The organism is Brevibacterium sediminis (genome assembly GCF_013623905.1).
GTDB lineage: Bacteria > Actinomycetota > Actinomycetes > Actinomycetales > Brevibacteriaceae > Brevibacterium > Brevibacterium sediminis.
Map to the genome: position 1 here is coordinate 41,942 of NZ_JABKDD010000021.1, position 13,048 is coordinate 54,989.

The 13,048-nt window shown below is 66.5% G+C and carries 11 protein-coding genes; 4 read left to right on the forward strand and 7 right to left on the reverse strand.

Annotated elements, in window-relative coordinates; all coding sequences use genetic code 11:
- Genes HK108_RS17290 through HK108_RS17310 form a run of 5 tightly spaced genes read right to left on the reverse strand, consistent with a single transcriptional unit; the run spans position 1 to position 6,901 of the window.
- The gene (locus HK108_RS17290; RefSeq protein WP_181272429.1) at positions 1–1,431 is read right to left on the reverse strand and encodes an NtaA/DmoA family FMN-dependent monooxygenase; all 1,431 of its coding nucleotides are present in this window, start codon (positions 1,429–1,431) and stop codon (positions 1–3) included.
- On the reverse strand, positions 1,424–3,265 hold the full coding sequence (locus tag HK108_RS17295; protein WP_181272430.1) for a dipeptide ABC transporter ATP-binding protein: 1,842 nt from the start codon (positions 3,263–3,265) through the stop codon (positions 1,424–1,426). Before HK108_RS17295 ends, HK108_RS17290 begins: the two co-directional genes overlap by 8 nt.
- Entirely contained in the window at positions 3,262–4,200 is a 939-nt protein-coding gene (locus HK108_RS17300) for an ABC transporter permease (RefSeq protein ID WP_181272431.1), read from the reverse strand. Before HK108_RS17300 ends, HK108_RS17295 begins: the two co-directional genes overlap by 4 nt.
- Positions 4,197–5,267: an ABC transporter permease gene (locus HK108_RS17305; protein WP_181272432.1), complete on the reverse strand. Its 1,071-nt coding sequence runs from the start codon at positions 5,265–5,267 to the stop codon at positions 4,197–4,199. Before HK108_RS17305 ends, HK108_RS17300 begins: the two co-directional genes overlap by 4 nt.
- The gene (locus HK108_RS17310; RefSeq protein ID WP_181272433.1) at positions 5,267–6,901 is read right to left on the reverse strand and encodes an ABC transporter substrate-binding protein; all 1,635 of its coding nucleotides are present in this window, start codon (positions 6,899–6,901) and stop codon (positions 5,267–5,269) included. Before HK108_RS17310 ends, HK108_RS17305 begins: the two co-directional genes overlap by 1 nt.
- 512 nt (positions 6,902–7,413) lie before the next feature.
- Between HK108_RS17310 and HK108_RS17315 the strand changes: the two genes are divergently transcribed.
- A complete protein-coding gene (locus HK108_RS17315; protein WP_135810474.1) occupies positions 7,414–7,779 on the forward strand; it encodes an ArsR/SmtB family transcription factor in 366 nt (121 codons plus the stop codon).
- Positions 7,776–8,267, forward strand: coding sequence for an SRPBCC domain-containing protein (locus HK108_RS17320; RefSeq protein WP_181272434.1), 492 nt, complete (start codon positions 7,776–7,778; stop codon positions 8,265–8,267). The genes HK108_RS17315 and HK108_RS17320 overlap by 4 nt, the downstream gene beginning before the upstream one ends.
- Here HK108_RS17320 and HK108_RS17325 read toward each other — a convergent pair.
- Positions 8,236–9,816 carry an acyltransferase family protein gene (locus HK108_RS17325; RefSeq protein ID WP_181272435.1) on the reverse strand — a complete coding sequence of 527 codons (1,581 nt, stop codon included), beginning with the start codon at positions 9,814–9,816 and terminating at the stop codon, positions 8,236–8,238. The genes HK108_RS17320 and HK108_RS17325 overlap by 32 nt on opposite strands.
- 267 nt (positions 9,817–10,083) lie before the next feature.
- On the opposite strand from HK108_RS17325, the gene HK108_RS17330 reads away from it, so the two are divergent.
- Entirely contained in the window at positions 10,084–11,115 is a 1,032-nt protein-coding gene (locus HK108_RS17330; RefSeq protein ID WP_181272436.1) for an NAD(P)H-dependent flavin oxidoreductase, read from the forward strand.
- Positions 11,116–11,155: 40 nt separating this feature from the next.
- Here HK108_RS17330 and HK108_RS17335 read toward each other — a convergent pair whose 3' ends face one another.
- Positions 11,156–12,385, reverse strand: coding sequence for a UPF0158 family protein (locus tag HK108_RS17335; protein WP_181272437.1), 1,230 nt, complete (start codon positions 12,383–12,385; stop codon positions 11,156–11,158).
- 9 nt (positions 12,386–12,394) lie between these two features.
- Between HK108_RS17335 and HK108_RS17340 the strand changes: the two genes are divergently transcribed.
- On the forward strand, positions 12,395–12,871 hold the full coding sequence (locus HK108_RS17340) for a hypothetical protein (RefSeq protein ID WP_181272438.1): 477 nt from the start codon (positions 12,395–12,397) through the stop codon (positions 12,869–12,871).
- The last annotated feature ends 177 nt before the right edge of the window (positions 12,872–13,048 follow it).

Sequence of the window (13,048 nt, forward strand, 5' to 3'; positions counted from 1 at the left end):
TCAGCCCACCTCCTTGAGTTCGCGGGTCGGAGCGTCGGGGGTGCCGGCGACACCGATCTCTGTGGTGTCGGTTGCTGCGGCGGCGGTGCTGCGGGCTTCGCGACGGGCGGCGGCCCAGTCAGCGGCGGTGCGGGCGGCGGGCAGTCCGATGTTCTCCCGCAGGGACCCGTCCGGATACTCGGTGCGGTAGACCCCGAGTTCCTGAAGCTCTGGCACGACCTTCTCAACGACCTCGTCGAGTCCGCCCGGAGTGAGGTGGGGGACGAGGATGAAACCGTCGGCGGCCTTCGTGCGGACCGCCTCGGCGAGGTCGGTCGCGACCTGGTGCGGGGTGCCGACGTAGGAGTGACGGGTCGAGACCCGGATGACGAGTTCTCGGGCGGTGAGGTTCTCGGCCTCGGCGATCTGCCGCCAGGAGGCGATCGTGGCTTCCGCGTTCTTGATGTGCTTGACCCGGCCCTGCGAGATCGATTCGCCGGCCGGCGGCACATCGGGCAGAGGTCCGTTCGGGTCGAAGGCGGAGAGGTCGCGGTCCCAGACGCGTTCAAGGAAGGCGATAGCACCGGCCTCGCTGACCTGCTGGGCGGCGACCTCGCGGGAGCGTTCGGCCGCCTCGGCGGGGGTGTCGCCGAGGATGACGGAGACTCCCGGGTAGATCTTCAGGGAGTCTTCGGTTCGGCCGTAGCGGGCCAGCCGGGATTTCACGTCCGCGTAGAACTTCCGTCCGGATTCGGGGTCGGAGTGGCGGGTGAAGATGACGTCGGCCGAGCCGACGGCGAAGTCACGGCCGGAGTCCGAGTCCCCCGCCTGGAAGACGACGGGGTGACCGCCGGGCAGGGCGCCGGCGGGGAAGCGTCCGGCGATGTCGAAGAAGTCGCTGGCATGCGTGAACGACCCGTCACCGGCGGCGGTGTCCCAGAGTCTCCGAGCCACGTCGATGAAGTCCTCGGCGCGGCGGTAGCGGTCGGCGTAGTCGAGGTAGCCGCCGCGGCGGAAGTTCTCGCCTGTGAAGGCGTTGGAGGTCGTGACGACGTTCCAGGCGGCGCGACCGTTCGAGAGGTGGTCGATCGTCGCGAGCCGGCGGGCGATGTCGAAGGGTTCGTTGAACGTCGAGCTCAGAGTTCCGGCCAGGCCGATGCGCTTGGTCACGGCGGCGAGCGCGGACAGTACGGCCGTGGTGTTCGGACGACCGACGACGTCGAGGTCGAAGATCTTTCCCTGGTGTTCGCGCAGGCGCAGGCCTTCGGCGAGGAAGAAGAAGTCGAAGAATCCGGCCTCGGCGGTCTGTGCGAGGTGAGCGAAGGAGTCGAATTCGATGTGGCTGCCCGAGGCAGGATCGGACCATACGGTCGTGTTGTTCACGCCCGGGAAGTGCGCGGCGAGGTGGACCTGCCGCGGCTGGCCGGGGATGCTGCTGTCGAATTCAGGCATGGGATGCTCCTGTCAGTTCGGTGGGGTTCGGGGTCAGCGATACGTCGCCGGTGTCGGTGGACGTCGCGCGCAGGTCGGTGTCGGTGGTCTCTGTCGAAGTCGCGCGCTCGGCCGTGCGCACGGCGGAGTCGTCGAAGCACGGCACTGCGTCGATGAGCGCCCGCGTGTAGTCGTCACGGCTCTCGTGCAGCACACGAGCAGTCGGCCCGGATTCGACGACACGTCCGTCCTTCATCACGATCACCTCGTCGGCGATCTGCTCGATGACGGCGAGGTCATGGGAGATGAAGAGGTAGGCGACGCCGAGGCGATCCTGCAGGTCGACGAGCAGCTGGAGGATCTGCGCCTGCACGCCGACGTCGAGTGCGGAGACGGGTTCGTCGAGGATGATCACCTCGGGGTCGACGGCCAGCGCACGGGCGATCGCGAGCCGCTGCCGCTGCCCTCCGGAGAGCTCCCGCGGCGTGCGGGTGAGCAGGCTGTGATCGAGGGCGACGGAGTCGAGCAGCTCCCGCACGCGTCCCGGCCGGTCGGCTCGGGTGCCGATGCGGTGGCCGCGCAGCGGTTCGGTGAGAATCCGCTCGACCGTGTAGTGCGGGTCGAGAGCCGCGCTCGAGTCCTGGTGGACGTACCGGATGCGCCGTCCGAGGTCCTTCCGTCCGTAATCGGTGACGGGCTTTCCGTGGAGGGTGATCTCGCCGGAATCCGCTCGGTCGGCACCGAGCAGGATCCTCGCCGAGGTGGTCTTCCCCGACCCGGATTCGCCGACGATTCCCACGGTCGCCCCGGCCCGCAGTGAGATGTCGAGACCGTCGACGGCGGGACGATCCCCGCCGAAGTTCCGCACGATGCCGCGGCCGGACAGGACCGCCTCGGCGCCGGTGTGGGTCTCGGTGGCGCCAGCGTCGGTGCTCGGCCGCAGTCTCCCCCACCCGAGGTGCGGGGCCGCGGCGAGGAGCGACTGCGTATAGGCATGCTGGGGGTCGGCGAGGACGGCTTCGGTGGGCCCGGTTTCGACGATGCGGCCGGCCTGCATGACCAGCAGCTTTGCGGCGCGTTCCTTCGCGACGCCGAGGTCGTGGGTGATGAGCACGAGCGCGGTCTGCGAACCGGCGACGAGGCCGCCCAGCACGTCGAGGACCTGTTTGGCCACGGTCGCGTCGAGCGCCGAGGTGGGTTCGTCGGCGATGATGAGCGCCGGCCGGGCGGCGATCGCATTGGCGATGAGCACGCGCTGCCGCTGCCCGCCGGAGAGTTCGTGCGGGTACCGTCGCCCGTGGGTCTGCGGGTCGAGTCCCACGGCGGTGAGAACCTCGGCGATACGCGGTCTGATCTGCGGTTTCGCATAACCGTTGACGGTCAGGGTCTCGGCCAGGGCGGAGGCGATCGTACGCACCGGGTTGAGCCCGGCGCCCGCGTCCTGCGGCACGTACGCGATTCCCGTACCGAGGATCCGCTGCCAGGTGCGCGGCTTCGCCGAGGTGAGGTCCTCGCCGAGGTGGCTGTGCGTGTGCGCGTGAACCTTCGTCCCAGCCGGGAGGAGTCCGGTCAGGGCCGCTGCCGTCGTGGATTTGCCGGATCCGGATTCGCCGACGATCGCGAGCGTGTCACCGGGGGCGAGACTGAGGTCGATGTCCGCGATCGCCGGGGTGGGAGCACCGGGGTAGGTGACGCTCAGTCCCGCAACCTCGAGGACCTCAGGGTCCTGAGGCGACAGGGTCGACCGGGCCCGGATCGGTGTCGGCTGGGCCTCGGTGGTCTCCAGACCGGCATCGTCGAGGAGTTCGGTGCCGGCACCGGCTGCGGGCCAGGCGAGGAGATCGGTGTTGATCATCGGAATTCCTTCTCGGAGTTGACGGCGTGGGAGAGACGGTTGGCCGCGAGCACTACCGCCGCGACGACGAGTCCGGGGAAGGTCGTCATCCACCAGGCTGCGGCGAGGAAGTCGCGGCCCTCGGAGACGAGCAGACCCCATTCGGGCTGCGGCGGCGGGGCGCCGAAGCCGAGGAAGCTCAGTGCGGAGACGGCGAGCACAGCGGACCCGAACTCGAGTGCGAGCAGCGCCCCGATCGGGCCTCTGACCTGGGGCAGGATGTGCCGGGCTAGGACCGATGCGGCCGAAAGTCCGTCGGCGCGGGCGGCGCGGACGAATTCGGTCGAGCGCCACCGGATCACCTCGGCGCGGGTCAGCCGGGCGAACGAGGGCACGGCCGCCACGCCGACGGCCACGGCGACGTTGAGGGTGCCGAAGCCGAGCGCGGTGATCACTGCCATCGACAGCAGCAGGCCGGGCACGGCCTGGAGGACATCGACGGTGCGCATGAAGATCGCGTCGAGCACCCCGGTGAAGAAGCCGGCGAGGAGGCCGATGAGGACGCCCGCGCCGACCCCGATGAGCACGGCGGCGAGGCTGGCCGACAGGGTCTGCGCGGACCCGTGGATGGTGCGGGCGAAGACGTCGCGGCCGAGCTGATCGGTGCCGAAGACGTGCTCGGCACTGGGTGCCAGGAGGCGGTCGGTCGGGTTGCCGGTGAGCGGATCGACGCTGGTGAGCAGGGTCGGCCAGACGGCGGCGAGTGCGGCGAGTCCGAGGACGATGATCGCGATGACTTCGACGATCCCGATGCGGGTGGAACCCACCGCCGAGGTGAGTCGACGCAGCCGACCGGGCGTGCCGCCGCCAGGGACCCGGTCCTCGTGGGGCCGGTCTGCACCGGGCCCGGTCGGTGCGATCTGATCGTTCTTCTGCAGTTCGGTGACCAGACTCATGAGCGCCCTCCTTCGGTCGTCGTCGATGCGGACTCTGCCGTCGAGCCCGCCGGGTTCACACCGGCGGTGGCGTTCTCACGGTCGGCCGCCTCGGCGAGGGTGTGCCCAGTCGTCGATTCGAACTTCCGACGAGCGGCCCGCAGCCGCGGATCGAGCAGCGGGTACAGGAGGTCGGTGATGAGGTTGACGAGGACGAACACTGCAGCGGCGAAGAGGACGATGCCCTGGACGAGCGGAATGTCCTGCCCGGTCACAGCGGTCTGTGCGAGGCGGCCGAGGCCCTGGCGGGAGAACACGTTCTCCACGACGACGGACCCGGCGAGCGCCTGTCCGAAGAGCACCCCGCCCATCGTCAGCGCCGGCAGCAGCGCGACGGGCAGCGCCTGGCGCAGCAGCAGCCGCAGGCGGGTGTATCCGGAGGCGTGGAAGGTCGTAACGAAGGGTTGGATCCACGCGTTCTGCAGCGAGCGGAAGAGCACCTGGGCGATGATCGCCGACAGCGGGATCGCCAGGGTCACGGCCGGCAGCACGATCGCGGCCGGGGAACCGGTGCCCACTGCAGGGAAGAGCGGGAAGCGGAAGGAGAAGACCTGCAGCAGCATCAGCCCGACCCAGAACGTCGGCAACGCCACTCCCAGTCCCGGCAGAGCCGCGAGGGTGTCGCGCAGCCACGGGCGGCGGGTCAGGGTCGCGGCAACCGCGATGACGATCCCCACCGCCAACGCGAGACCTAAGGCCAACGCGGCGAGTGCGAGCGTCGGGGGCAGGGCGGCGGCGATCGCCTCGGTGACGGGGGTGCCGGCCTGGATCGAGGTGCCGAAGTCAAGGCGGACGACGGCCAGGAGGGCGAGCAGGTACTGGATGGGCAACGGCTGGTCGAGGTTGAACTCGGCACGAAGCCTGGCCACCTCGGCGGGGTCGAAGCTCTGCAGCTCTCCCCCGGCGCCGAGCATCGTGATGACCGGATCGCCGGGCAGCCAATAGAGGAGGAAGAAGCTGAAGGTGAACGCGATCCACAGGACGAGCAGTCCTTGGGCCAGCCGGGAGGCCAGGTAGCGCAGGCTCATCACCGCTCACCGTCCAGCCAGGTGTCATAGAGCTGGAAGCGCGAGGAGGCCTCGTACTTGAAGTCGTGGACATTCTTGCCGGTGCCGATCACTCCGGAGAGTTCGACGATCGGAATCGAGTAGCCTTCGTCGATGAGGATCTTCGCGGCCTTCGTGAAGTCCGCCGTGCGTTCCTTCTCGTCGAGCGTCGAGGTCGTGCGGGCGAGGATGTCGTCGAGCTTCTCCTTCTTCTTCCTCGCGTTGCCGTTCTGTTCGTCGACGCCGAAGTAGTTGCGCAGAACATCGCCGTCGGCACGGGTGAGGTTGCCGAAGGTCAGTTCTTCCTTGCCCTCGGCCTGCTGGGCGGTCACCTCGGCAGTGGTCTTCTTCTCGAGTTTGAGGTCGAAGCCGATCTCTCGCAGCTGCTGCTGGACGAGCTCGAGGAATGGGGCGTCCTGCCAGTAGGTCAGCGTCGTCGACAGCTTCTTGCCGTTCTTGACCCTGATGCCGTCGTCGCCGGGCTTCCAGCCGGCATCGTCGAGGAGTCTCTTCGCCCCGTCCGGGTCGTAGGCGAGCAGATCGGAGAGGTCTTCGTACTCAGGGGTCGACTTCGCCAGCACCGAGGTGGCCGGAGCCTGGTGCTGCGAGATCACGCTCTGCAGCTGGTCGCGGTCGATGCCCTTGACGAGCGCCTGACGCACCGACTTGTCCTTGGCGATGTTCCCGGTGAGCTTGGGCACGAGGTTGTAGACGACGCCCGGGTTCGGTCGGGAGGCGATGCCCAGTCCCTGCGCCTCGAGGGTTTTCTCGTCCTGGGATTGGACGGAGAAGTCGACATCTACCTGTCCCGACAGCAGTGAACCGTTGCGCACCGAGGCCTCGGGGACGATGGAGAATTCGATGCCGTCGAGGTGGGCCGGCCCTTCGTGCTCGGCGATCGATGACGGCCAGTCGTAGTCGTCGAACCGGGCGAGCTCGATCGACTTGTTGTGTTCGAAGGACTTCACCTGGAACGGGCCGGTGCCGACGATGTCTCCGGTGCAGCGTTCCTCGGGGGACTTCGCGAGTGTGTCGGAGGAGTAGAAGCCCAGCGACATCGTCGACGTCGCCTGGAGGAACTGGGCGTTGGACTTGTCGAAGGTGAATGTCACGGTCTGCTTGTCGGGGGTCTCGATCGACTTCAGCCCGTCGAGGTAGGTCTGCCCCAGGGAAGCCTTCGCGCCGAGATCCTGGATCGCTTCGAAGTTCTCCTTCACCGAGGCGGAGGTGAAGTCCGTGCCGTCCTGGAACTTCACCCCGTCGCGGAGGTGGAAGGTGAAGGTCTTCGCATCATCGGAGACATCCCAGCTCTCGGCGAGCCACGGCTTGATCTCCTGGGTCTCCGGATCCTGATCGGTGAGCGAGTCCGTGATCTGACGAGTGACATTGAGGGTGACGTTCGTGCCCTGCTGCTGTCCGTCGAGGCAGGTCGGATCGACGTCGTAGGCGATCTTCAGAGTTCCGCCGTCCTGAGGTGTGGCATCTTCGTCCTCGGCCTGTGCCGATCCGGAGCACCCGGCGAGGAGGAGGGAACCTGCTGCGAGCACGGCGAGAGCGAAGTGAGAGCGGCGCTGCGGCGAGCGGGTCGGAGCGGCGGGAGAGCTGATGGTGGTCATGGGTGTCCTGGGTGGTGTCAGTGGTGGATGTGAATCAGAGGTGATTGCGAAGGTGTCGGCGCGAGTTGCGACGATCACGGGCCGACCATTCGGCAGTGATTGCTCAACATATCGCCGGAAAGATCAAGCGCTTTCTGTTCGGCGCCCCAGAATCACGCGAGAACGCGGAGCGTCCGGCGGGGCGAGGCGAGCGAGGCCCGACAGCCTCCGCCGCAGAAAAGCCCGGGCGCCCGGAATCGGCGGTAAATCAGCCGTTGACGAGCCGGAACATCGGCATGGGCAAGCAACAGTCAAGAGCTTCGAACCGTGCGGACAGCGCCCAGGTCTGCGAATTCTTGAAAGCGATCATCATGCCCTCTGCTGAAGTGATGTCGTGGAATGTTGACGATCAACACCGTATCAGTAAACTCACTTGCTCAACAATAGTTGAGTATGATCGTCGTCATCATTCGTCACAGAACTTTCAGCCGCCCTCTTCCCATAGGCCGCCCCAGGGTGTAATACTTAGCCTCATGGTTAAGTATTCGGATGAGCTCGATGCGATGTTCTCGGCATTGGCCGACCCCACTCGCCGCAGCGTGATCGCGCGTCTCGGGCGGGGACCGGCCAGCGTCGGAGAGCTTGCCGAGCCGTTGTCGATCTCGCTGCCGTCGTTCATGAAACATGTGCGCAGCCTCGAATCGTGCGGCCTCATCCGGACCGAGAAGTCCGGGCGCGTGCGCACCTGTGTGCTCAACCAGGATCGGTTCCATCTGCTCTCGGGTTGGCTCGAGGAACAGCGGCGCATCTGGGAACGCGCCACCGACCGGCTCGAACAGTTCGTCACCACGGGTTCCGTCGACTCCGACGGGCCCACCCCGACCAAGGAGGAATCATGACCACTCAGCTCTCTCGCACCCGCAATCAGAATCCAGACCTCGACCTCAGCATCCAGCGGATCATCCGCGCCCCGAAGCAGGCGATCTGGGATGCTTGGACCACGCCGGATCAGCTGGCCCAATGGTGGATTCCGGCACCGCTGAGTCTGCGCGTGGATTCGCTCGAGCTCGCTCCGGGCGGTGCCTTCGTCACCCGGATGAGCGAGGACGGCACCGAATGGCATCCGCATGTCGATGCGGTGTTCCTCGTCATCGAGGAAGGCAGCCGCCTCGTGTTCACGAACGCCGTCAGCAGCTCCTGGCACCCTTCGCTGCCGGACCCGGTGGCGATGACCACCGAGATCATCCTCGGCGATCATCCCGACGGCACCGACTACCGCGCCATCGTGCGGCACGGCAGCCCGGAGCAGCGCGCCCGGCATGAAGAACTCGGGTTCTTCGACGGCTGGGGCACTGTCACCGACCAGCTGGCTGCCGCAGTGGAGTGAGCCCGGCCGACAGGACGAGCGAACCCATCAGCAGGCCGGCCGCCACGACCGTCCAGATCATCGGCGCGATTCCGACGAGGAGGGCGATCGCAATGCCCATCGTGGCCGCTCCGACAGCGACAATGGCGCGCGCCCGCGAGCTGAATGCCTGGACCGGGAAACCCTGCGGAAGGACAGCACGGACAAGCGCTGAGAGGCTGCGACCGACTGCGGCCAGTCGCTGTTCGGAGGGGAACGGGATCCGCTCCGCGGCCATGGCGACCAGCGCGGAGAGTCCCATGACTGCAAGCAGCCACGGCAGACGCGTCGCCCACCACCATCCCGACTCGATCTCGGGAAGGATGAACTCGGCGACGGTGCCGGTCGGCAGGTCGAGCAGAATCCCCGTCGGGAAGCCGACGACTGTCTGCGCCAGCCATCCGAGAGCGCCGATGAGGACGATGACGACGCTCATATGCCACAGGTAGACCTGCATTCCGTAGGAATTGCCCCAGGCGATGACCCGCGCCCAGAACTGGGCGGTCAGAATTCGGGAGGAGGGGGCCGCCTCGGCGAGGGCTGCGGGGGCTTCTCTTGGAACCATCGTCGACTCTGCGGACAGCCGATCGACGTTGAGCGCCTGATTCAGCCGGGCATGGAACAGATGCAGCACACAGAGCTGCGCGACGCCGAGCAGGACGAGGGCGCCGGTCGGCGGATTGAGGTTGACGAGCATATTCGGGCTGTACACCCCGGCTGCCACGAGTCCGCCGAGGAGACCCAGAGCGGCCGCAAGCGCCGACCACACCACGGGACGGCTGATCGGGCGGTCGGAGGCCTCGGCGAAGAAGAACCCGAGCTGTTGGATCAGCGGCCAGACGACGACGAAGTTGAGATAGCCGAGGCCGGCAATCCCTGTCGTTCCGGAGAGAACGTCGACGGCGATGACGGCACCGGCGAGGACTGCCAGGGACCGCCTCGGCGCTCTTTCATGGAAATGTACCGCTACCGGCACCAGCGAGGACAGGCCGAGATAGACGGCGAGGAACCACAGCGGCTGGCCGATGCGGCGGCTCGCCTCGGCGATGAGTTCGGAGGAAACGCCCATGTCAGCGGCCGCGGACAGTCCGATTCCGGCAATGACGACGAGGACAGCTGTGGGTACGGCGAGGCGGCGCAGTCGGGCGCGCAGATAGTCGGTCCAAGTTCCGCCTCGAGCACGGGTGCGCCGCCATCCGGTGATGCCCGCGTATCCCCCGATGATGAAGAACAGGGGCATGACCTGGAAGAACCAGGACGCTGCGGCGAATCCGGCGGTCGTCGACAGCGCGACCGTCGGCGCCACTGTGCCGTCGGAACCGAGCACGGCCGCGCTCATCATCGAGTGGAGGATGACCACGACGACGAGGCAGCCGAACCGGATGAGGTCGATGGCCTGGTCGCGGTGGGGTGTGGCGGCGGTGTGGGTTTCGCGAGCCCGAGGTTCGGCGGGCGGGGCGACCGCGCTCTCGGGGGTTCGGACGACCTCGGTGCCGGCGGGCAGGGCCGGGTCGTTGAGCATGAGTGTCATGGCAGTTCCTTGTCAGAGTCGTTCAGTACCGATCACAGGGAATCGGGGCGATGACACCGAAGTTAGGAACCGCGTCTGCCTCGGCACATCACGCCGGAGAGCCCACCTCTCCCCCGCCGACCGATACTTCCGAGGGATACCTTCGACCGGTCACCTCATACTCGCCGCGGCCGATCGTGTGAGAATGGCGATGAGCACGCACGACCACGCGGCCGCCTCGCTCGGCTACAGACGCCGAGCCCGGGCCGCCGATAATAGGAGAGAACCGTGACGATCGCCTTCGCGAAGACCTCACTGCCCATCATCGGTGCACCCATGGCCGGTGGGACGACGACGCCCGAACTCACCGAGGCTGTCGCCCGGGCCGGCGGATTCCCCTTCGTCGCCGGCGGGTATCTCACCGCCGAGGCTCTCGCCCCTCTTATCACACGGATGCGCGAGACGACCTCGAACTTCGGCGTCAACCTCTTCGCTCCGAATCCCGTCCCTGTCGATCGCGAGGCTTTCGACGGGTTCGTCAGTGCGCTCGAACCGGCCGCTGCCGCTCGCGGTATCACGCTCGATCCCGAACCGGTCGAGGATGACGACAACTTCGACGACAAGCTCGACTGGCTCACCGAGCACCCCGTTCCTCTGGTCTCGCTGACCTTCAATCTGCCCACCGCCGAGGCGGTCGACCGCCTCCACGCCGTCGGCACTCAGGTCGTCGCCACGGTGACCTCGGTTGCTGAGGCCCGTGCGGCCGCCGAAGTCGGGGTCGACGGGCTCATCGTCCAAGGTCCGCACGCCGGCGGACATTCGGGTACGGCCGATCCGACGCGGACCATCGAGGACCGCGCGACCGTCGATCTCGTCCGTGACATCCTCGCCGAGGTGGACCTGCCCGTGGCAGCCGGCGGCGGAGTCGACGGTGAGGCCATGGTGGGAGAGCTCCTCGGTGCGGGGGCGAGCTCAGTCGTCGTCGGCACCCTGCTTCTGCGCTCCGACGAGGCAGGAACGGCACCCACTCATCGGGCTGCACTGGCCGACGACGAGTTCACGGACACCCAGCTGACCAGGGCGTTCACCGGGCGCCCCGCGCGTGCGCTGGTCAATGACTTCGTGCGGACGTTCGACCCGATCGCCGTCGACGCCTATCCGGCCGTGCACCATCTGACGAAGGAGCTCCGCGCCGCGGCGAAGAAGGCCGATGACCCGCACGGCCTGCACCTGTGGGCCGGAACCGGATACCGCAGCGCCCAGGACGGATCCGCAGAGACCATAGTCAAGGACCTCGGCGCTCAATTCGCCCGCGAGTAGTCGGCCGGGCAAGTCGCCACAGCACGACCACCTCGGTTCTTCAGACGACTCTGATCCCGTTCTCGGCGAGGATCAGGCGGGCTCGTCCGTACTTCCGGTCCTCAGAGAACTGGAACCACCGGTCGCCGAGGTCATGGTCGTCGGTGAACCGGCGGAAACGGCGGAAAGCTCCCCTGCCTTCGATCGCCATGAGTCCCCGATCTCGGACCTCCGGGTCGCGCAGTCCTGAGACGAAGGCATACATATCGTTCCAACCGTCTTTGGTCTCTGCGCCGTCGAACCTCACAAACCGGTCCGTGTCCTCGTCGAAGTCGATGCCCGAATCACCATAGTCGACCACCATGGAGTCGATGACCTCACCGGTTCGGAGGTCAAGATAGCCTCCGTCGGACTCGTCGAACGACCCTTCGTGAGTCATTGAGAGCATTTCGATGTCGACATCCAGGTCAATACCGGGAGTCGGTTCGCCCCGCAGCCGGGCCGCCAGCGCCTCAAGGAGTTCACTGTCGCCGGGAAATTCGCGGCAGGTCAGCCGGTTGAGTACCGAGACCACGATCGGCTTCGCACTGTCGCGGTCCTGGTCGAGCGCCATGGACAGGCCTGCACCGAGGAGGTGGAGTGCCTCGTCGATGTGCTTGCCGCGGACCGCAGTGAAGAGACGGTCGGCGTCCTTCGTCGCAGTGGCCGCCCGGATTTCTCGGGCGTCGACGAACGGCTGTTCATCTTCGTCCGGCCAGACCACTTGCGTCATCGGGTCTGCAGCGTCCGGTTCCGGCGGGGTCGGTTCGCTGCCGTCATCGGTCGCCCACCGCCTGCCGTACTGATCGGGCATGGCACCCCACCCCCAGATCGCGACAGGATGGTCGGGCATGGCGTCGAAGATCAGGTTCGGGTCGATCTTCCACTCGCTGACTGCACACCGATGAGTCCAGTTGTCGCCGAGGTCGAAGGTGAACTGGAACTCGTCACCGGGCTTCACCTCGCGCGCCACCTTCACCCGTGCGAAATCGAAGGTCTCCTGGACCGGCCCGAATTCCGATGCACTGAATTCCTCAGCGCTGGCCTCGTCGGTGATGACTCGCCCATCGGCCAAGGTGAAGACCGAGAGATGCGAGAGATCCCAGCGCGCGAAGGCCGAATTGATGGCCTCTGCGAAGTCCGCAAAGGTGTGCGCCGGCCCCACGGCAAACGTTCGTCCGGGCCGCGGCCACAGAGAGTTTCCCTTTCCGCTGAGCAGTTCCACGTCGATGGACAGCCATATCTTCGCCATCTCTCCAGTATGGACGGTGACCACCGATCCGCGAGAGCTGCCCATACACTTGAGTCCACCGGTCATCAACGTCGGTTCGAGCGCCACGGCGAAGGAGTTCAGCGTGAAAAGAAGCTCGGCATGAAGTGGGTGTCATTGACCTGCCTGGCCTTTGCCGCCTGGCAGATATGGCTGGTTCCGATCGTCAGCTCGCATACGGACCTGTGGATTTCGACGGTCATCGGAATCGTGGCGCAATGTGTCGCCGGAATGGCTTTGGTTCTACATTATTTCCGCGGCGCGTTGTCGAAGAGCCAGCTCATCACCGGCCTCATGGGCCTCGCTCTCTGTGCGCTCGGGACGGCCCTGCTCTACTCAAGTGGATCTGCGGGATCGGTCGGAGATGCCCTGCTGGTGCTGTGCGGACTGGCAGTCTGGATCGTCCTCATACTGTGGATCATCATTCGCGCTCTCGTCCGGTTGAGGGCGCCGCACGGAGTTTCATAGCCTCACATGCAGATTTTCACTGCCCTTGGGTGGTCGACATGGTCAAGAAATTCCGCGGCGGTTTCTAAGTTCTAGTGCAACACCCGGTCTGACCAGCACTATCAGACCGGGTGTTTCCACTGAACGAAGGAACACCCCCAATGACCTCGCAACCCAGACGTCCACGATTGCCCTTCG

Coding starts and splice junctions, on each gene's coding strand:
- HK108_RS17300 (WP_181272431.1), bottom strand. CDS start 4,200: ATGAGTCTGGTCACCGAACTGCAGAAGAACGATCAGATCGCACCGACC.
- HK108_RS17310 (WP_181272433.1), bottom strand. CDS start 6,901: ATGACCACCATCAGCTCTCCCGCCGCTCCGACCCGCTCGCCGCAGCGC.
- HK108_RS17295 (WP_181272430.1), bottom strand. CDS start 3,265: ATGATCAACACCGATCTCCTCGCCTGGCCCGCAGCCGGTGCCGGCACC.
- HK108_RS17320 (WP_181272434.1), top strand. CDS start 7,776: ATGACCACTCAGCTCTCTCGCACCCGCAATCAGAATCCAGACCTCGAC.
- HK108_RS17290 (WP_181272429.1), bottom strand. CDS start 1,431: ATGCCTGAATTCGACAGCAGCATCCCCGGCCAGCCGCGGCAGGTCCAC.
- HK108_RS17325 (WP_181272435.1), bottom strand. CDS start 9,816: ATGACACTCATGCTCAACGACCCGGCCCTGCCCGCCGGCACCGAGGTC.
- HK108_RS17340 (WP_181272438.1), top strand. CDS start 12,395: ATGGACGGTGACCACCGATCCGCGAGAGCTGCCCATACACTTGAGTCC.
- HK108_RS17305 (WP_181272432.1), bottom strand. CDS start 5,267: ATGAGCCTGCGCTACCTGGCCTCCCGGCTGGCCCAAGGACTGCTCGTC.
- HK108_RS17335 (WP_181272437.1), bottom strand. CDS start 12,385: ATGGCGAAGATATGGCTGTCCATCGACGTGGAACTGCTCAGCGGAAAG.
- HK108_RS17315 (WP_135810474.1), top strand. CDS start 7,414: ATGGTTAAGTATTCGGATGAGCTCGATGCGATGTTCTCGGCATTGGCC.